This window comes from Luteibacter sp. 9135 (assembly GCF_000745005.1).
Lineage (GTDB): Bacteria > Pseudomonadota > Gammaproteobacteria > Xanthomonadales > Rhodanobacteraceae > Luteibacter.
In genome coordinates, this window is sequence record NZ_JQNB01000001.1 from 2,796,520 (window position 1) to 2,816,146 (window position 19,627).

The window sequence follows — 19,627 nt, forward strand, 5'->3', positions numbered from 1 at the left end:
GTGTGTTTATCGGGGGGGAATATGTGGCTGTCTGGTCAGGATGCAAGGCATGGCCGGATCAAGGCGCCGGTTGGGGCGCGTCGAAGTCGGCATCCGGGCCGACGGGAACGATGCCCGTCGGGTCCAGCCAGGGGTGGCTCAGGTAATAGTGCTTTTTGATGTGCGCGAAGTCGACCGTTCCGCGGATGCCGGGCACTTGATACAACGCGCGCGTATACGCCTGGAGCGCGGGATAGTCGACCAGGCGGCGAAGATTGCATTTGAAGTGGCCGTGGTACGCCGCGTCGAAGCGGATCAGGGTGGTGAACAGCCGCCAGTCGGCCTCGGTCACGGTGTCGCCGCACAGGTAGCGATGGTCGCGCAGGTGGCTTTCCAGCCAGTCCAGCGTATTGAAAAGCGGGTGGACGGCCTCGTCGTAGGCCGCCTGGGTACCGGCGAAGCCCGCCTTGTACACGCCATTGTTCACCGTATCGTAGATACGCGCATTGTAGCCGTCGATCTGCCCGCGCAGCGACTCCGGATAAAAATCCCCCGGGGTGGCGCCGATACCGTCGAATGCCGTGTTGAGCATGCGGATGATGTCCGCCGACTCGTTGCTGACGATGCAGCGTCGCTGTTTGTCCCAAAGGACCGGTACGGTGGCGCGCCCCGACACGGTCGCGTCGGACAACCGATAGAGCTCGTGGACGCAGCGGGTGTGGTTGACCGTGTCCGCGATCACGCCGTCGGCGGGCTCGAACGTCCAACCCTCATCGCCCATCAGCCAGTGGGTGACCGACAGCCCGATCAGGGTGTCCAGTCCCTTAAGCTCGCGGAAGATCGCCGTGCGATGCGCCCAGGGGCAGGCCCGGGCGATGTAAAGGTGATAGCGGCCGGGCTCGGCCGTGAAGCCGCCCTCGCCGGTCGGGCCGGGCGCGCCATCGGGGGTGATCCAGTGGCGGAAACGGGTCGGCTCGCGCTCGAAGCGTCCACCGCTCTTGCCGGTGTCGTAGCCCGCGGTGGTCCATCTGCCTTCGACGAGCAGCCCCATGGGGAGCCCTCCCTCGTGGATAAACCGCTTTGATAGCGCACGCCGAGCGAAGATTACGTCACGTGAGGGCAGGATCGACGCGCGTCGACCTGACTTCTGGCACGGTAGAGGTCGGCTTGGTTTGCCGGTTACGCTGAGCGGTCGTCCCCAGGGTGTCCCCGATGAAAAACCCAGTCCGTCTCTCGCTTGCCGGCTTCGCCCTGGCGGCATCGCTCGGCGCTGCCGCCGGTACGTTCGATCCCCGGGAGGCGTTCGCGCCGTTCACCTATCCGCAGCCGGTCACGGCCTACCGTTCCGGCAGCGGCATGCCGGGCCCGCTGTTCTGGCAGAACCGTGCGGACTACGACCTGGCCGCCACGCTCGACCCGGTCCGCAACACGCTGATGGGTAAGGCCACCGTGCATTACACCAATAACAGTCCGGACGCGCTCGAGGTGCTCTGGCTGCAGCTGGACGAAAACCGGTTCACCCAGGACGCCCGCGGCAACTTCACGGCCGGCGCGATGCCCACGTCGCATACCGATGGGTACCGCATCGCCACGGTGACGGTGGAGCAGGGCGGTCGGGCCGTGAAGGCGAGCTACGTGGTGAGCGACACGCGCATGCAGGTGCGTCTGCCGCAGCCGTTGCCGGCCCGCGGCGGCAAGATCACGCTCACGATCGAATATTCCTACGACCTGCCGGGCGATTTTGGCGGTCGTACGGGTTTCGCGCCGTCGAAAAACGGCAATATCTACGAGATGGCGCAGTGGTACCCGCGCATGTGCGTGTATGACGATCTGCGTGGCTGGGACACCGCGCCCTACCTCAACAGCGAGTTCTACCTCGAATACGGTGATTTCAACTACGCCGTTACCGTGCCCGCCAACATGATCGTCGCGGGCTCCGGCGAGCTGGTCAATCCGGAAGACGTGCTCACGGCTACGCAGCGCGATCGCCTGGCCCGCGCGCGCGACAGCGACGCCACGGTGATGATCCGTACGCCGGCCGAAGTGACCGACCCGGGCAGCCGGCCCGCGAAAGGCGGCACGTTGACCTGGAAGTTCCGCATGCGGAACACGCGCGACGCCGCCTTCGGTGCCTCGACCAGCTATGTCTGGGATGCCGCACGCATCAACCTGCCGGAAGGCCACAAGGCGCTGGCGATGTCGGTCTATCCGGTGGAGAGTGTGGGCGACACCGCCTGGGGCCGCTCGACGGAATACCTGAAAGCCGCGGTGGAACACTTCTCGGCGCGCTGGTACCCGTATCCGTACCCGGTGGCGGTGAACGAAGCCGGCTCCGCTGCCAGCGGCATGGAATATCCGGGCATCGTGTTCGATCCGATGAAGGCCTCGCCCAAGGACCTGCACATGGTGACGGCGCACGAGATCGGCCATACGTGGTTCCCGATGATCGTGGGCACCGATGAACGCCGCAACGCCTGGATGGACGAAGGTTTCAACACCTTCATCGACGTGTACGAGGCCGACGCGTTCCACGGCGGCGAGTTCGCGCCCAAGCGGGACGGCGAATACGCCCCCAAGGGCGGCAACCCGGTGGACGAGATCCTGCCGCTGCTGGCCGACCGCGATGCGCCCAACCTGCTGATCGGCGCGGACATGGTCAAGGAGAAGTACCGCCACCCGGCCACGTACTTCAAGGCGGCGCTCGGCCTGGTGCTGCTGCGCGAGCAGATCGTGGGCCCGGAGCGGTTCGACCCCGCGTTCCGCAAGTACATCGCCACGTGGGCCTTCCGGCATCCCACGCCCTCCGATTTCTTCCGCCTGATGGAGAGCGAGACGGGCGAGGACCTCGGCTGGTTCTGGCGAGGCTGGTACGCCAACAACTGGGAGCTGGACCTCGCGGTGACCAGGGTCGCCGGCACGAAGGTCACCCTGGCCAATCTCGACCGCCTGGTCATGCCGGCCACGCTGCGGGTGACCTTCGACGACAAGAGCACGCGTGACATCCGCATCCCCGTGGAAACCTGGCAGCAGCACACCACGTTCGACGTGACCCTGCCCGGGACGAAAGCGATCGTCCGCGCGGTGATCGATCCGGACCACGCGCTGCCCGACCGCGACCGCATCAACAACGCCTGGCCGCGCTGATCATGTCGCCACGCGTGGGTGCCGTCTCCCATCTGTTCGCCCTGGTCGTCGCGGCGGTGGCGTGGCCGGCGCTGATGCTGCAGTACTGGCTGTCGCTGTGGTCCGCGCCATGGCCCGAGGCGACCCTGCGCTTTTTCAGCTTTTTCACCATCCTGTCCAACCTGCTGGTGGCCCTCGTGGCCACCGCGTGGGTCACTGGTGGCAGCTGGGCGCCCGTGCGGTTCTGGCGCGGTCCGCGGGTACGCGGACTGGCGGCGCTGTCGATCTCGGTCACCTGCCTGGTCTATGCGGCCGTGCTGCAGTCGCTGTGGCATCCGATGGGGCCGGAACTCGTCGCCGATCGGGCCCTCCATTACGTGGTGCCGTTCCTGTTCCTGGTCTGGTGGATCGCCCTGTTGCCCCACGGGTCGCTGGACTGGGGCGATGCGTTGCGCTGGCTGGGGTTTCCCGTGGTGTTCCTCGCCTGGACGCTTGCGCGGGGCGCCGTGGTGCATGAATACCCGTACCCGTTCATGGACGTGAGGCACCTGGGCTATGCCGCCGTACTGCTCAACAGTGCGCTTGTGGGTGCGCTGTTTCTCGGGCTGGGCATGGGCCTGGTCGCGATGGACCGTGCACTCGCACGTGGTCTTCGGGCACGCCCGTAACCTTCCCGGTCTACAATGAACGCATGATATTTCGCTGGTTCGAATCCCTGATCGACATCTTCCGCGAGGTCCCCGACCAGACCCCGCCGAAGGGCGTCGTGCGTTTCTACGCGTTCTACCTCCGCCAGGTATGGAAGATCTTCGGTGCCGCGCTGGTCGTGGGCTTGGCCGTGGCCCTGATCGAAGTCGCGCTGTTCGACTTCCTCGGCCGGCTGGTGGACATGGCGCAGAAGACGCCCGCCGCCACGTTCTTCGCCACCCATGCCCGCACCCTGTGGTGGATGGGCTTCGTGGTAGTGGTGTTGCGTCCCGTCTCCATCGGCCTGCACGACCTGCTGGTCAACCAGGCGCTGAATCCCGGCATGACCAGCATGATGCGCTGGCAGCACCATCGTTACGTGCTGAAGCAGAGCCTCTCGTTCTTCCAGAACGATTTCGCCGGGCGCATCGCCAACCGCATCATGCAGACGGCACCGTCGCTGCGGCAGTCCGCCGTGCAGGTGGTCGATGCGCTGTGGTACGTCACGGTGTACGCGGGCACCTCCATCTACCTGTTCGCGCGGGCGGACATCTGGCTGGCGATGCCGCTGGTGGGCTGGATCGCCTGCTACGTCGGCATGCTGGTGTTCTTCGTGCCACGCGTGAAGGAGCGCTCCTGGAAGGCCTCCGAGGCTCGTTCCAAGCTCATGGGCCGTATCGTCGACGGCTACAGCAACGTGATGACGCTCAAGCTGTTCGCGCATACCAACCGCGAAGAAGCCTACGCGAAGGAAGCCATCGTCGAGCAGACCGACAAGGTGCGCTCGTCCAGCCGCATGGTCACCACCATGGACGCGTCGATCACCGCCCTCAACGGTCTGCTGATCGCCGGCACCAGCATCCTGGCCCTGTGGCTGTGGTCGCGCGGCACCGTGTCCACCGGTCAGGTGGCGCTCGCGGTGGGCCTGGTCATTCGTATCAACAACATGTCCGGCTGGATCATGTGGGTGGTCAACGGCATCTTCGAGGATGTCGGCACCGTGCAGGACGGCATCACCACGCTGGCGCAGGAGCGCACGGTGGTGGACCGTGCCGACGCGGCGCCGCTGGAGGTCACCCGCGGCGAGGTGCACTTCAAGGACATCCACTTCCACTATGGCAAGGCCGGCGGCATCATCGGCGGCCTCGATCTCACGGTGCGCGCCGGTGAAAAGATCGGCTTGGTCGGCCCGTCCGGCGCGGGCAAGTCCACCATGGTCAACGTGCTGCTGCGCCTTTACGACCTTGAGGACGGCCAGATCCTCATCGATGGCCAGGACGTGGCCGGGGTGACCCAGGAATCCCTGCGTTCGAAGATCGGCGTGGTCACCCAGGACACCTCGCTGCTGCACCGGTCCATTCGCGACAACCTGCTCTACGGGCGCCCCGATGCCACCGAGGCCGAGATGGCCGAGGCGGTGCGCCAGGCACGCGCGGACGAGTTCATTCCGCTGCTGTCCGACGGCGAGGGCCGCACCGGCTACGACGCCCACGCGGGCGAGCGCGGCGTCAAACTGTCCGGCGGGCAGCGACAGCGCATCGCCATCGCGCGGGTGCTGCTCAAGGACGCGCCCATCCTGGTACTGGACGAAGCCACCTCGGCGCTGGATTCCGAAGCCGAGGCCGCCATCCAGGAAAGCCTGGAAACGTTGATGCGCGGCAAGACCGTCATCGCCATCGCGCACCGCCTGTCCACCATCGCGAAGATGGATCGCCTGGTGGTCATGGATCACGGCGCCATCGTGGAAACCGGCACCCATGTGGAGCTGATCGCGCATGGGGGGCTGTACGCGCGTTTGTGGGCGCACCAGACCGGCGGTTTCGTCGGCGCGGAATAAACACCGCCGACATGAAACGAATGCGAGGCTGACTTGCACGCAATGCGCTTTGTCGCCCGTGCGGTTCCGGCGACAATGGGCGTTACCCAAGGGAGAGTCACCTATGTCCGCCGCCAGCGATGCTCCGATCGACAACCGCCTCGCCGCCGTGGACCGCGACTGGCGCACACCCGTGGAACTGGTCGCGTTGGGCGCCATCTGGGGCGGCTCGTTCCTGTTCATGCGGGTGGCGGCGAAAGACTTCGGGCCGTTTCCGATGGTGGCAACCCGGCTGCTGTTCGGCTCGCTGGTGTTGCTGCCGCTGCTGCTGAGGGCGCGCAAGACCTTGCGGTTCTCGCACCTGTGGAAAATGCTGGCACTCGGTGCGCTCAGCGCCGCCGTGCCGTTCACGCTGTTCGCCTGGGGCGCCGAGCGCGCTCCCGCGGGCATCGGTGCCATCGCCAACAGCATGACGGTGCTGTTCGCCGCGCTGGTCGCGTTCATCGGCTTCGGCGAGCGCATCGGCACGCGCAAGGCGATCGCCCTGGTGGCCGGTTTCGCCGGCGTGCTGATCCTGGCCAGCGGGCGGACCGCCGGCGACAACGTGGCGCCCGCCGCGCTGGCCGGTGCTGCGGCTGCCTTCTGCTACGGGCTGGCGGGTAATCTCATCAAGCGCTACCTCGCCGATATCGCCCCCACCGCCGTCGCCGCCGGGTGCCTGCTCGGCGCCACCGTGCTGACCGCGCCACTGGCCGCGCTGACCTGGCCGGACGCGCCCATACCCGTGAAGTCGTGGCTGGCCGTCATCGCCCTGGGCGTGCTCTGCACGGGGCTGGCCTATGCGTTCTATTTTCGCCTGATCCAGCGCATCGGCGCACCGCGCGCCGCCACCGCGACCTACCTGGTGCCGTTGTTCGGCGTCGCCTGGGCATGGATGTTCCTGGGCGAGGCGCTGACTCCGACGATGGCGCTGGCCGGCGCGATCATCCTGGGCAGCGTGTTGCTCAGCCAGCAGCGCAAGGTGTCCTGAGCCCCTTTCCCCGGACGACGATGCGTGGAATAGTCCCGCCATCGTTTTGTCGCAGGGGTGTTGCATGTCGCGTCTTCGTGTTCGTCATATCCTCGCCGTCGGTGGCGCGGGCCTCGCCTGCGCACTGGCCGCGCCGGCGCAGGATGCGGCTTCGGCGCCAGCCGCGGCCACGACCGCGGCACCGGCCCGTCCAGCCGCCCTGGCCGACTTCGACGCCTACGTCGATGCCACGCGCAAGCAGTTCGACGTGCCCGGCATCGCGGTGGCCATCGTGAAGGACGGCCGGATCGTGCTGGAGATGGGCTCGGGTGTGCGTAAGCTGGGTGACCCGAAGAAGGTGGACGCACACACGCAATTCGCCATCGCATCCAACACCAAGGCGTTCACCGCCGCGTCGCTGGCCATCCTCGCCGACGAGAACAAGCTGGACATGAACGATCGCGTGGTCGACCGGCTGCCGTGGTTCCAGATGTCCGATCCGTTCGTCACCCGCGAGATGCGCATCCGCGACCTGCTCGCGCACCGCAGCGGTCTGAGCCTGGGCGCGGGCGACCTGCTGTACTGGCCGACCACCTCGTACACCACCCGCGAAGTGGTGCAGCGCCTCCGCTACGTGCCGCTGACCAACAGCTTCCGCGCCGAGTACGCGTACGACAACATCCTCTTCGCCGTGGCCGGCCTGGTGGTGGAGGAAGTCACCGGCAAGCCGTGGGCCGACTTCGTTCGCGACCGCATCTTCGTGCCGCTGGGTATGACCGAATCGCAGACGCACGCACCGACCACGATCGGGCCGAACGACGATATCGCCACGGGCCATGCCAAGTTCGACTTCAAGGACCTCAAGCCGGTCGGGCCGATGTCGTGGAGCAACAATCCGTCCGCCGGCGGCATCTATTCGAGCGTGCACGACCTGTCGAAGTGGCTGACCATGCAGCTGGCCGGCGGTACCTACACCGACGCCGCCGGCAAGTCGCAACGCCTGTTCAGCGAGAAGCGCCAGGCCGAGATGTGGTCGCTGATCACGCCCATCCGCATTCCTGAACCCACCGTGCCCGAACTGAAGGCGGCCAGGCCGAACTTCTCGGGCTACGGCGAGGGCTGGTTCGTCTCCGACTACCGCGGCCACAAGCTGGTCTGGCACACCGGCGGCTGGCCCGGCATGGTCTCGCGCGTGACCATGGTGCCCGATCTCAAGCTGGGCATCGTGGTGCTGACCAACCAGGAGAGCGGCGCCGCCTTCCAGGCGGTCACCATGCGCGCTCTCGATGCCTTCACCGATGCACCGAAGACGGATTGGATCGCCGCCTACGCGGCCGGCGTGAAGAAATCCGAGGGCAACGCTGACGACAGCATGAAGACACACGAAGCGGCGCGCATGAAAGGCACGAAACCGTCGCTCTCACTGGACGGCTACGTCGGCACGTATCGCGATCCCTGGTACGGCGACGTCAAGGTAACCCGCCAGGGCGGCAAGCTGGTCATGACGTTCACCAAGACCGCCCAGCTCACCGGCACGCTGGAGCCGTGGCAGCACGACACGTTCATCGCCCACTGGGACGATCGCTCGCTCAACGGCGACGCGTTCGTCAACTTCGCGCTGGACCCGGACGGCAAGGTCCGCGAGATCCGCATGGAACCGGTATCGCCGCTGACGGATTTCAGCTTCGACTTCCAGGACCTGCGGCTCACGCCCGTGAAGTAACCCTTCAGCCTGCCGGATCGTCTGTCGATGCCTTCGGCGCACCGGCGGCGGTCGGGCCTGGCGGCCCGGGTATCTCAGGCATGGCACCGCCGGAGCGCAGCACCAGGTCCTGCGGACGCAGCAGCGGGATATCCGCGCCTCGCAGGCGCGCGATGATGTCGAACAGCAGGTCGCTTTTGACGTTGCCCACGTCGCGCGGGCTGCCCACGTAGCAGGTGGCGACGAACATCATCGCCGTGCGATCGATGCCGTCCAGGGTGACCGACGGGGCAGGGCTCTCCTGCACGGCGTTGTGCGCGCCCATGGCTTCCAGCATGTGGCTGCGCACGTCCACCGGATCGCTGTCCAGCGGCATCGGCATCTTGATCTGCACGCGTCCCTGCGGGTTGGCCATCGTCATGTTCCGCACCGGCTTGGTGATGAACGACGAGTTGGGCACGATGATGGTCGACCGGTCGCCTACCTGTATCTCGGTGGCGCGGACATTGATGCGCCGGATGTCGCCTTCCGCGTCGTCGAGCACCACCCAGTCGCCCACCTTGACCGGTCGCTCCGCCAGCAGGATCAGGCCGCAGATGAAGTTCTGCACGATGGCCTGGAGGCCGAAGCCGATGCCGACGGAAAGTGCCGAGGCGACCCAGGCCACGTTCTGTACCGACAGGCCCATCGCCAGCAGGGCGATCGCCACCACGACGACGACGCCGACATACCCCAGCAGGGTGGTCAGCGAACTGCGCATGCCCGGATCGAGGTTGGTCCGCGGCAGGTACTGGTCGGCGAGCCAGTTCTTCGCCGTGCGTACTGCCAGCAGGCCGACGAAGAACAGGCCGATCGCCGTGAGGATCTGGTCGGGCTTCAGCTCGACGTTGTAGATCTTCAGCGACTGCAGCTTGCCGCCCAGTTCGAGCAGGTCGGGCACGCTCCCGCCGGCACCGGCCGCCGCAGCGGACAAGCCGAGCAGGAACAGGCCCAGGCGCACGACACCGGACAGCAGCACGCCGGCCTGGTCCAGCAGTCGCGGATGCGTGCCGAACACGGCCTGGGCGCGGGCGCTCATCGGGCCCTTTTCCGAAAGCAGCGTTTCGAAGAGGTCGTCGACCAGGCGCATCGCGAGGTAGGTGGCCGCGATCACGATGGTGATCCAGACCACGCGCCCGGCCATGAAGGCCGCGAACGACACATAACCCAGCAGCAGGCCGACCCATGCGGCGACGATGGCGATCCACGCGGCGGCGATCAGCACGCTGGTCCAGACCGGGCGCGACGGAGGCGCCTCGTCCTCGCCTTCGGTGCGGTGGCTGCGTCCGAGCCGGATCAGCACGAGCGCTGCAAGCACGGTCAGCACAACGGCCTGCACGCTGCTGGTCATCACCGTCGCGGCAAGACTGGTGCCGATCGTGCGGTTGAGGTCTTCGAGGAAGCGGAACAGCACGATGGCGAGGGAGAACGCCATGGGGAAACGCCGCAGCTGCATGGCCGTCTCGTCGGCCAGTGAGGGCAACCGCCAGGAGGGCCGCTTGGCGGAGATCAGCGCGCGGCCGAGACCGGCGACGAAGGCGCTGAAGAACACCAGGCCGACGACGTGCCGGGCCATTTCGTCGGTGTCGTGGCTGAGCGTGTCGTTCCAGTTGATGCCCAGGTAGAGCAACTGTGTGCCCAGGCCGGTGGTCAGGGTGGAGGTCAGCGCGATGCCGAGGATCAGTGCCGAACGCCGCAGGCGGCCCGGCGGCATGCGGTTGGCGGTGAGGTGGCGCACCCGGTGTTCGATGTAGAAGCGCACGGCCGTCATCAGTAGCAGGCCGAACAGCACGCACGTGACCAGCGCAGTGCGGTTGCCCTGCGTCCAGCTGGCGACCAGATCGGTCTTCACCTGGTTACCGAAATCCCGCAGGTTGGACGAGTCGCGCGGGAAGGCTTGCGCCGGATCGGACCAGAACGCGCGGGACAGCGGCGAGTTGGTCCGCTGCGAGATGGTTTGCTGGAAGCGGATGCGGCGCAGGTCGGCCAGCTGACCGGAGGTCTGCTGGGCTTCCAGGGCGATGCCGTCGGCTTGCTTGACCTGGGCGTCCACCGCGTTGAACGCCTTGGTCGCGTCTTTGCGTGAGGCTGCCAGCTCGGGCGCTTCTTTTGTGCCGGCCGCCGGCGCGGGGCCGAGCTGGTCGAGGCGCGCCTTGGCGGCGTCGCGGCCGGAGCGCAGCGTGCCGGAGACGGCCTGCGCGCTGGAGACGATATCCGTGGCCTTGCTGCGGAGGTCGTCGATCTTGCCGTCCGTGATCTGGTCGTCCTTCATGGCCTTCTCGACCTGGTCGAGTTGGCCGCGAAGGTCGTCCAGCTGCTGGGCTGGCGTGGCAACCGCGGCAGGTGCCGGCGAGGCCGTGGAATCGTCGTCGCTCTGGGCGAAGACGGGGCCGCTCGTGACGACGAGCAGGGCGATGAAGAGAATTCTCAATGTGCGCATGCGGGGATCATAAGGCAGGCCGGGCCGCGTCGGACGCCTCGTGCCTGCGGTACGCTGACGGCAAGGGCACGCGCGGGCCGACGATGCGGCAATGCAGCTTTGCCATGCCGCGACCCGCCGTTATCCTGCCGCCCTTAGTCCACGTACGGAAACCCGACCCATGCGCACGAAGCTCGTCGCCGGTAACTGGAAGATGCATGGCTCGCTGGGCATGGCGGACGACCTGATCCGTGCGGTGGTGGGTAACGTGCCCGGCAACGTGGACGTCGTGGCGTTTCCGCCGGCCGTGTTCCTGCACGACCTGGCACAGCGCTACGACGGTCGCGGTCTGGGTTTCGGGGCGCAGGACCTGTCGGAGCACACGCAGCCCGGTGCTTACACGGGTGAAGTCGCAGGCAGCATGCTGCGCGACGTGGGCGCCGCCTGGGTACTGGCGGGCCACTCGGAACGTCGCCAGTACCACGGCGAATCCGACGCGCTGGTGGCCAGGAAGGTAGATGCCGCGCGGCAGGCGGGCCTCACACCCATCCTCTGCGTGGGCGAAACGCAGGACGAACACGAGGCGGGCCAGGCCGAGTCCGTCATCGGTCGCCAGCTGGACGCCGTGCTGGACCAGATGGGCGTGGACGCTTTCCGTGACATCGTGATTGCCTATGAGCCGGTCTGGGCCATCGGCACGGGGCTAACCGCCACCCCGGACAAGGTGCAAAAAATTCATGCGTTCATCCGTAGCCAACTGGCAAAAAAGGATGTTAATATCTCGCTCCTGACCCGGGTGCTTTACGGTGGAAGCGTCAAGCCGGCCAATGCGGCCGAACTTTTCGCCCAGCCAGACGTAGACGGGGGACTCATCGGCGGTGCGGCTCTCGTAGCGTCCGATTTCCTGGATATATGCGCCGCGGCGCGATAATCGCGACACGGCAAACAAGAAGACATGTTCATCCTCTTCAGCGTTTTCTATATCCTGATCGCCGCGGCGATGATCGTGCTGATCCTCATGCAGCGCGGCGCCGGTGCGGACGCAGGTTCCGGTTTCGGTGGCGGCGCGTCGGCCACCGTGTTCGGTGCGCGCGGCTCGTCCAGCTTCATGACGCGGGCCACCGCCATCCTCGCCGCACTGTTCTTCGTGCTCAGCCTGGGTATGGGTATTTATCTCGGTCGCTCGGGTGCTCCGCAGCCGGCCGCGGATCTCGGCGTGATGTCAGGTGCCTCGGTGCCGGCCGCTCCCGCCAGCAACGCTCCGGTGAAGCCGGTCGCGTCGGATGTGCCGCAGGCACCCGCCGCCGCCAATGGTGACACCCCGGCCGCCAAGCAGGATGCCTCGCAGGCACCCGCCGAACCGGCCAAGAAGTAATCAGCGATACCTGCAACACGCTGTAAAAGTTATGCCCAGGTGGCGGAATTGGTAGACGCACTACCTTGAGGTGGTAGCGGCTTAGGCTGTGGGGGTTCGAGTCCCCCCTTGGGCACCAACGCAAGATTCGGAGTACCTCAACCGGATCGCAATCGAACCCGCGAAAGCGGGTTTTTTTGTGCCCGGACACTCGGTATCGCTGCCTGAACGTACCGACACTCGATGATCGCGAAAGCTCAATAATTCGGTAAATTTGCCGATACTTGCCCATAGCCGCATGCTGCGGTGACGTCATCAGGCAACCCCCTTTCCATGCTCGCAAGCAGTTATAGCGGCATCCTCGTCGTGTTCTCGCTCGTTGTCGCCGTGCTTGCGTCCTACACGGCGCTGATCATGGCCAGCCGTGTGGCGGGTGCGCGAGGCCGTGCCTCGTTGCTTTGGCTGATCGGCGGTGCCGTGGCCATGGGCTTCGGCATCTGGTCGATGCATTTCATCGGCATGCTGGCGTTCCGGTTGCCCATCGCCGTGGGCTACGACCTGGGCCTCACCGCGCTGTCGCTGGTGATCGCCGTCGGCTCATCCGCCTTCGCTCTGTGGCTGGTCTGCCTGGAGCAGTTGCCTCGTCGGCGCCTCTGTGGCGGCGCGTTGCTGATGGGGGCGGGCATCGCCACGATGCATTACACGGGCATGGCCGCGATGAAGATGCAGCCGGCGGTGATCTACGATCCCTGGTTGTTCGCGGCATCGGTGGCGATCGCCGTGCTGGCGTCGGGTGCCGCCTTGTGGATCGCATTTCGCCTGCGTCACGATAGCGAGCGGGTGGTGTTGGCGCGTCTGGGCGCGTCGCTGGTCATGGGCTGCGCCATCGTCGGCATGCATTACACCGGGATGGCCGCTTCCGCGTTCCCCTCGGACAGCTGGTGCGGTGCCGCCTATACCGGTATCGATGCGAAATGGCTTGCGTTCGTCGTCATCGTCGTCAGCCTTGCCGTGTTCGCCATCACGCTCATCGTGTCCATGCTGGACGTTCGCGCGGACGCGCTGGCCATGTCGCTGGACCGGGCGAACAGCGAACTCGTGCAGCTCGCGCTGCACGACAACCTGACGCGCTTGCCCAATCGCGTGTTGCTGGGCGATCGCATGGAACACGCCATCGACATGGCGGAACGCGACCGGCGCCAGCTGGCCGTTCTTTTCGTTGATCTGGATGGTTTCAAGGCCGTGAACGACGTCTACGGACATCACGTCGGCGACCTGCTGCTCAAGGAAGTAGCGGCTCGTATCCTGAAGCTGGGGCGCGGACAGGACACGGTGGCACGGCTGGGTGGCGACGAGTTCGTGCTGGTGCTCGACATCCGTGGCCCGGAAGACGCCGCGGAACTGTCGCAGCGCCTGGTCGACCAGCTGGCGGCGGTGTACGTGATCGCCGACCACGCCATCCATGTCGCCGCCAGCATCGGCATCGCCATCTATCCCGAGAACGGGCGAACCACGCATGAGCTGATGGTCAATGCCGATGCGGCGATGTACCACGCGAAGGAGCAGGGGCGTAATGGCTACTGCTTCTTCGAAAAAGCGATGAATGCCAACGTGCACCAGCAGCTGCAGCTGCAGCATGACCTGCGGCGGGCCGTCGATAACGGCGAATTCCTGTTGCACTACCAGCCCAAGGTAGTGTCTCCCGCGGGGCCCATGATCGGCGTGGAGGCCCTGCTGCGCTGGCAACCGCCCGGGCGGGGGATCATCGCGCCCGACGAATTCCTGCCGCTTGCCGAACGCACGGGGCTGATCGTGCCCATCGGCAACTGGGTGATCGACGAAGCCTGCCGGCAGATGCGCGTATGGCAGGCGCAGGGGCACACGGACTGGACCGTGGCGGTCAACCTGTCCACGGTGCAGCTGACTCATGCCGGCCTGCTCGACGTGCTGCGCGACACGCTGCATCGCCACCAGCTCGAGCCGCGGCACCTCGTGCTGGAAGTGACCGAATCAACCGCCATGCGTGACGCGGCCACCAGCTTGGCCATCCTCAACCAGGTGGCGGCGCTGGGCATCGGTATTTCCATCGACGACTTCGGCACCGGCTATTCCAGCCTGCTCTACCTCAAGCAGCTGCCGGCGAACGAACTGAAGATCGACCGGGGCTTCATCGCCGAGTTGACGCAAGGCAACGACGACGAGGCGATCGTCTCGGCCATCATCGCCCTGGGCAAGACCCTAGGTCTGAAGATCGTCGCCGAAGGCGTGGAAACCGCCGAGCAGCAGGCCTTGCTTACGCGGTTGGGCTGCAATGTACTGCAGGGATACCTGCTGGGCAGGCCGGTGCCTCCCGCGCAGGTCGCGTTGTCGATGCCGGTGCATTACGATGCGCGCTGACGCACCCACCGGAACCGCCATGAACCAGACTGCCGATCCGATCGACCGACTCTTCGAGTTCACTGTCTCGTTCGCCAAGGGCAGGCTGGAAGAAGACGGCGACTTCTACCCGTTCGGCATGGTCATTTCGACGGATGGCAAGTTTTCGGCCGTGCACGGCGAATTTTCGGCCGTGCAAGGGGAGGTTGCGCCTGACGTGGAGCAGTCGCCCGTCCTGGATGTGTACTGGTCGACGGCGGAGGCGCTTACACGTGCCTGTGCCGACGGCGGCGTCGCCGCGGCTGCCCTCCTTGCGCCCGTGACCATTCCGGCCGAACTGAACGCACCTGTCAGGAGCGGTATACGCGTGCATATCGAAGCGCCGGGCATCGCGCGCTTGATCTACGTCCCGTATGCGCCCTATGCCGACGCGGGTCGCACGCTCGAGTTGCACGAGCCGCTGGCGGTGGAAACACCTGACGCCTTCTTCAAGGCCTGACAGCGATCGTCCTCACATCGTGAGGACGATCTTGCCCACGCTCTTGCCCGATTCCATGTGGGCGTGGGCCGCCGCGGCCTCCGCGAGCGGAAAGCGGCTATCGACCACCGGGCGCAGCGTGCCGTCGTTGAAACGATGCAGCCAGCGCTCGCGAAACCGCCGTGTCATAGCCTGCTTGACCGCCGCGGGACGGGATTTCATCACCGTGCCGATGATCTGCAGGTGCCGGTACAGCAACTGGTCCAGGGGCAGGCCGGCCTTCGCACTGCCGCCCAGCAGGCCCACCTCGACCAGGCGTCCGCCATGGTTGAGCGAGGCCAGGTTGCGGTCGAAGTAGGAGGCACCGATGAAGTCGACGATCACGTCCACGCCGCGCTTGTCCGTTTCGCGTGCGATCGCCTCGGCGAAGTCGCTGCCACGGTAGTCGATGGCGACATCCGCACCGAACCCGCGGACGCGGTCCAGCTTGCCCTCGCTGGCGGTCGCGAACACGCGTGCCCCGGCGGCGTGGGCCAACTGGATGGCGGCCGAACCGACGCCACTGGCGCCGGCATGCACCAGGATGGCGTCCATCGATTCCAGGCGACCCAGGTGGAAGGCCGCCTCGTGGGCGGTGACGAAGGCCTCGGGAATCGCCGCGGCGTCGGCATAGTCCATGCCGTCCGGAATCGCCATGGCCATGCGATGGTCGATGCGCGCCAGCGGGGCGTAGGCGCCGCCGCCGACGATGCCCATGACGCGATCGCCCAAGGCATGACCGTGCACGTTGCGCCCGACGGCGATCACCTCACCAGCGATCTCCAGGCCCATGACCGGGGAGTCGCCGAAGTTGTCGCGCTTGTAGCCGCCGGTGCGCTGGATGATGTCCGCCCGGTTTACGCCCGCCGCATACACGCGCACCAGCAGGTCGTCGTCGCGCGGGGTGGGATCGTCCACCTCGCCCAGGTGCAGTACGTCGGCCGCGCCGAAGTCGTCGAAGATGATGGCTTTCATGCCAGTGAGCATCGCGCCGCCCGCGCGAGGCGAGGGTGAAGATACGCGTGCGCGGGTGTGCCGCATTGACGCGCTGCAGGCCAGGGGACAAGCTGCACGGCAAAGCCGATGGAGATGGGATGCCCATGACGAACGTGACACTGCGGGTTTCGCTCCTTGCCGGCCTTATGGCGCTGGCGGGTTGCGCCGCACATGGGACCTTGCCTGAATCGCCTCAGGGCGCGGACGTGGCGCAGCGCGAGCGCGAGGCCCACCTGGCGTATGCCCATGGCGACATGCAGCGTGCCGCCGACCTCTACGAAGCGCTCGTGCGTGATACTCCGGACGACGCCGATGCCTGGTTCCACCTGGGTAATGCACGTTTCCGGCTGCAGCGACAGGACGACGCCGTGCTGGCGTACGACCGCGCGATCCAGATCAGTCCAGGCGATGCACGGGCCCTCTACAACCTGGGCGTGGTCCGCCTGAAGCAGGCACAGGCGGCGATGCTCGACAGCGCACAAGCGGGCAAGCCCGGCGATCCGTTGCGCGGTGACGGCCTACGTATCGCCCAGCGGCTGGCCAAGGTCGGCGACGACCTCGGCTCCCACGGCAAGGCCGATGGCGGCGCGCCACCGTTCATCGTCGAAGCAGCGAACGATGCGTCCGCGCCATGAGGTTCGGCTCGTTCGGCAGGGACGGCGCGCCCTTGCCACTCGGTGTATGGCTGGCAGTGGGCAACCGGTGTAGCGTGCCTGCAAGGGGAGACAGCATCGCAGGTCCGGGGGTTCCATGAGCAGCATCCATGTCGCGCGGCGCGTGATCGTTTTCGAAGATCATGAGGACCTGGCTGCCGCGCTGAAGGACCTGCTCAGGGAGCGGCTGGGATTCGACATCGTCGCGTCCGCGTCCTGCCTGACGGATGCGCTCCGGCTCGCCCGGATGGAGTACTTCGACGTGGCGGTGGTCGACCTCGACCTGCAGGGGGTCATGGCTTATCCGGTACTGGACGAGCTGCAGCGGCGGGGCATTCCCTACGTGCTGGCCACCGGTACGCTCAGCATGGATATTCCCGAAACGTACCGCGCGCCCGTCGTCTGCAAACCGTATAGTCTTCACCAGCTGGAAAATGCACTGGACCAGGCGACATCGACCAGGGGGTGACATGTCGCGTATCGATTTCGACGAGCCGTGGACGTACGGTGGACAGCCGTGGCACAGCCTGAAGGACACCGATTTCGGAGTTATCGTCGTGGATGCCGCCGGCGCCATCGTGCATGTCAACGATCGCGCCGCCCAGTTGCACGGATGGGTGCGGCTGGCGGTGATCCCCGAAGACTACAGCCGGATGTATGGCCTGTTCACGGAGGAAGGGCGTCCCTATCCCTCCGATGACCTGCCCTTGACCCGTTCCGTCCAACACGGCGAGACGGTTCGGCATGCCCGATGGGTTGTGCGACGCCCCGACGGCAGCCGTCAGGTCATGCAGGGTACGTCGTATCCGGTCTGCGATCGGGACGGTGACCAGGTGGGGGCGGTGCTGGTCCACGACGCCATCGGCGAGCCGCGCCCCGGATGAGAAGCCGTGTCGCGCGTGGCGGGACATATCGCATGCTTGCCCGTGTCCTTGTCGGCGCGGCGGTGGGGCTTGTGCTGTTTGTTTCGGGAACATGGGGCACGCTTGCATTGAGCTACCAGCTGCCCGGGCCGTCCTACGTGCGGATCGTCGGCGCGGGCGCATGGTCGGTGGCGTGGCTGGGCCTGTGCGCCGCCCTGGTCGTCTGGCGCCCCTGGTGGGCGCCGGTGGCGATGCTGATCGCGTTGTCGGCATTGGGCCTGTGGTGGACCACCGTGCGGCCGTCGAACGATCGCGTCTGGGCGGACGACGTGAGTCGGCTGGTGTCGGGAACCATCGACGGCTCGCGCGTCACCCTGCACAACGTTCGCCATTTCGACTGGCGCGGGGATGACGACTACGACGCACGTTGGGAAACCCGCCAGTACGATCTCGATCACCTCGCCGGGGTGGACGCGATCCTCTCTTACTGGTCGGGCGAGGCCATCGCGCACGCCATGCTTTCGTTCGGTTTCGACGACGGACGCCACCTGGTCTTCTCGGTCGAGATCCGGCGGGAGCGGGGCGAGGCCTTTTCCGAGGTGGGTGGGTTCTTCAAGCAGTTCGAATTGATCCTGCTTGCCGCCGACGAGCGCGATATCGTTCGCGTCAGGACCAACGTGCGCGGGGAGGACGACTACCTGTTCCCGTTGCGCATGCCACGCGAGGCCATGCGCTCGCTGTTCGTGTCCTACGTGGAAGCCGCCAACCGGATGACGCACGAGCCGCGTTTCTACAACACGGTGACTTCCAACTGCACCACCATCGTCTATCGCATGGCACGGCGCATCGACAGCGGCCTGCCGCTGGACCCGCGCCTGCTGCTCACGGGTTACCTGCCGGAGTACTTCATGGACGTCGGTGCGCTCGACCCACGCCTGGGCGTGGAGACCTGGCGGCGCCTCGGGCGCATTACAGACCGTGCCCGGGCCACCACCGCGAAAGACGACTTTTCGTCGGCCATACGCGTCGGCGTGCCTTCGGCTCAGTCGTCATCGTCGGGTGCCGACACCTTATAGCCCCTGGCGCTTAGCGCGCTCAGGTAGCGGTCGGCGCCCAGCAGGTCGTCCAGCGGCACGATGGCGAGGGTCTGGTCGTTGGCGGCCACCGCGGTATCCACGGCGGCGAGCCAGCGCTCCCGCACGGCCTTGGGTATGTCGGTCAGGCCGATCTGCTGGGCTATGCCGCTGTCGGTCGCCGCGTTCATGCAGGTGATGCGTTGCCGTGCCGTGCGCTCGTCCTTCAGCGCGGCGATATCGCCCGTCGCCCATGCATTGGCACGTCGGGCCATGTCGGCCAGCTGCGCGTCGATGTTGTCGATGCTCTGCGCGAAGCACGCCACGTCGTCGAGGTTCGAACGCTTGAACGACTTCACGACGGCGCGCGGATCGTCGACCAGCAGGGTGTACTCGACGGGTACCTGCTTTACGCCGTGGCGTGTCGCCAGGTCCATGACGGTGCGCGTGACGCCGCCCGAGCGGGCCAGGCCACTGCTGCGTATGGCCGCCTTGTACAGCTCCAGCACGGCGAAAAGGGGCCGGTAGCGCTCCACCTTGCGATCGTCGCCGATGTACTTCGCCTTCACCGTGAGCCAGCGGGCGTAGACGTCGGCTGGCACGGTCTCCTGCAGCGTCTTGCCATCGGGCGAGTTGCGCACCCCGATCAGCGAGGGCAGTAGCGCAAGGCGACCGAAGAACCCGGCATTGGGCTTGATCTCCACCTTGGGCGGAAGGATGAGCGCCCCTGTATGGGCCAGTGCCTCGTCGATCTCCCGCGTCTGCCAGGTCATGTTCTTGGGCAGCGGGGTGAGCGTGCCGAGGATCAGCAGCGTGTGGCCGCCGCGGCTTGCCCGCCACAAGCCCGGGCCCGGCTGCTCGCCGCTGACCGTGACCGCCTCCAGCAGGGGCACCGACGTGGCCGGCGGTGGCACGGCGGGCGGTGGCGTCTGCGCGGCAGCGGGGAGGGCTGCCGCCAGGACGAGGCCGAGGGCGGCAAGGGCTCTGAGCATGCGGTTCGGGGTCATGGCGTTAGGCTAAA

17 protein-coding genes and 1 tRNA gene are annotated in these 19,627 nt (G+C 66.5%); 14 read left to right on the forward strand and 4 right to left on the reverse strand.

All coding sequences use genetic code 11. The annotated features are described in order from the left end of the window. Positions 1-58: 58 nt before the first annotated feature. On the reverse strand, positions 59-1,030 hold the full coding sequence (locus FA89_RS12005) for a glutathione S-transferase family protein (RefSeq protein ID WP_036140804.1): 972 nt from the start codon (positions 1,028-1,030) through the stop codon (positions 59-61). A gap of 161 nt (positions 1,031-1,191) precedes the next feature. Between FA89_RS12005 and FA89_RS12010 the strand changes: the two genes are divergently transcribed. The 5 genes from FA89_RS12010 to FA89_RS12030 all read left to right on the forward strand — a co-directional run bounded on the left by FA89_RS12010 (position 1,192) and on the right by FA89_RS12030 (position 8,337). Further along, a complete protein-coding gene (locus FA89_RS12010; protein ID WP_036140805.1) occupies positions 1,192-3,123 on the forward strand; it encodes a M1 family metallopeptidase in 1,932 nt (643 codons plus the stop codon). A 2-nt stretch (positions 3,124-3,125) separates the two neighbouring features. Beyond that, on the forward strand, positions 3,126-3,770 hold the full coding sequence (locus tag FA89_RS12015; RefSeq protein ID WP_036140806.1) for a Pr6Pr family membrane protein: 645 nt from the start codon (positions 3,126-3,128) through the stop codon (positions 3,768-3,770). 23 nt (positions 3,771-3,793) lie between these two features. Then, the gene (locus FA89_RS12020) at positions 3,794-5,626 is read left to right on the forward strand and encodes an ABC transporter ATP-binding protein (RefSeq protein ID WP_036140807.1); all 1,833 of its coding nucleotides are present in this window, start codon (positions 3,794-3,796) and stop codon (positions 5,624-5,626) included. Between the two features lie 103 nt (positions 5,627-5,729). Further along, positions 5,730-6,635, forward strand: a complete 906-nt coding sequence (locus FA89_RS12025) for a DMT family transporter (protein WP_036140808.1) — start codon at positions 5,730-5,732, stop codon at positions 6,633-6,635. A 64-nt stretch (positions 6,636-6,699) separates the two neighbouring features. After that, on the forward strand, positions 6,700-8,337 hold the full coding sequence (locus FA89_RS12030) for a serine hydrolase (protein ID WP_185754327.1): 1,638 nt from the start codon (positions 6,700-6,702) through the stop codon (positions 8,335-8,337). Positions 8,338-8,341: 4 nt separating this feature from the next. On the opposite strand, the gene FA89_RS12035 is transcribed toward FA89_RS12030, so the two are convergent. After that, complete coding sequence (locus tag FA89_RS12035) at positions 8,342-10,795, reverse strand: DUF3772 domain-containing protein (RefSeq protein ID WP_036140809.1); 2,454 nt, start codon at positions 10,793-10,795, stop codon at positions 8,342-8,344. 160 nt (positions 10,796-10,955) lie between these two features. On the opposite strand from FA89_RS12035, the gene tpiA reads away from it, so the two are divergent. The 5 genes from tpiA to FA89_RS12060 all read left to right on the forward strand — a co-directional run bounded on the left by tpiA (position 10,956) and on the right by FA89_RS12060 (position 15,003). Then, the gene (gene tpiA / locus FA89_RS12040) at positions 10,956-11,705 is read left to right on the forward strand and encodes a triose-phosphate isomerase (protein WP_036140810.1); all 750 of its coding nucleotides are present in this window, start codon (positions 10,956-10,958) and stop codon (positions 11,703-11,705) included. Positions 11,706-11,729: 24 nt separating this feature from the next. Further along, on the forward strand, positions 11,730-12,149 hold the full coding sequence (secG, locus tag FA89_RS12045) for a preprotein translocase subunit SecG (RefSeq protein ID WP_036140811.1): 420 nt from the start codon (positions 11,730-11,732) through the stop codon (positions 12,147-12,149). A 33-nt stretch (positions 12,150-12,182) separates the two neighbouring features. Next, positions 12,183-12,267: transfer RNA gene (locus FA89_RS12050), tRNA-Leu, on the forward strand. A gap of 194 nt (positions 12,268-12,461) precedes the next feature. Beyond that, a complete protein-coding gene (locus tag FA89_RS12055) occupies positions 12,462-14,525 on the forward strand; it encodes a putative bifunctional diguanylate cyclase/phosphodiesterase (protein WP_036140812.1) in 2,064 nt (687 codons plus the stop codon). Between the two features lie 19 nt (positions 14,526-14,544). Continuing rightward, positions 14,545-15,003, forward strand: a complete 459-nt coding sequence (locus FA89_RS12060) for a hypothetical protein (protein ID WP_036140813.1) — start codon at positions 14,545-14,547, stop codon at positions 15,001-15,003. Positions 15,004-15,015: 12 nt separating this feature from the next. Here the strand turns inward: FA89_RS12060 and FA89_RS12065 are convergent, their stop codons facing one another. Next, positions 15,016-15,996 (reverse strand): NAD(P)H-quinone oxidoreductase, encoded by a 981-nt coding sequence (locus FA89_RS12065; RefSeq protein WP_036140814.1) that lies wholly within the window; start codon positions 15,994-15,996, stop codon positions 15,016-15,018. 125 nt (positions 15,997-16,121) lie between these two features. Here FA89_RS12065 and FA89_RS12070 point away from each other — a divergent pair, with 125 nt between their 5' ends. The 4 genes from FA89_RS12070 (at position 16,122) to FA89_RS12085 (ending at position 18,609) form a co-directional block, all read left to right on the forward strand. Then, positions 16,122-16,652: a tetratricopeptide repeat protein gene (locus FA89_RS12070; RefSeq protein WP_185754328.1), complete on the forward strand. Its 531-nt coding sequence runs from the start codon at positions 16,122-16,124 to the stop codon at positions 16,650-16,652. 115 nt (positions 16,653-16,767) lie between these two features. After that, positions 16,768-17,139 (forward strand): response regulator, encoded by a 372-nt coding sequence (locus FA89_RS12075; protein WP_036140816.1) that lies wholly within the window; start codon positions 16,768-16,770, stop codon positions 17,137-17,139. A gap of 1 nt (position 17,140) precedes the next feature. Beyond that, a complete protein-coding gene (locus FA89_RS12080) occupies positions 17,141-17,554 on the forward strand; it encodes a PAS domain S-box protein (protein WP_036140817.1) in 414 nt (137 codons plus the stop codon). 32 nt (positions 17,555-17,586) lie between these two features. After that, positions 17,587-18,609: a DUF4105 domain-containing protein gene (locus FA89_RS12085; RefSeq protein ID WP_036140818.1), complete on the forward strand. Its 1,023-nt coding sequence runs from the start codon at positions 17,587-17,589 to the stop codon at positions 18,607-18,609. Here the strand turns inward: FA89_RS12085 and FA89_RS12090 are convergent. Beyond that, on the reverse strand, positions 18,576-19,598 hold the full coding sequence (locus FA89_RS12090; RefSeq protein WP_036140819.1) for a TraB/GumN family protein: 1,023 nt from the start codon (positions 19,596-19,598) through the stop codon (positions 18,576-18,578). The two genes, FA89_RS12085 and FA89_RS12090, sit on opposite strands and share 34 nt — an antisense overlap. Positions 19,599-19,627 lie beyond the last annotated feature (29 nt).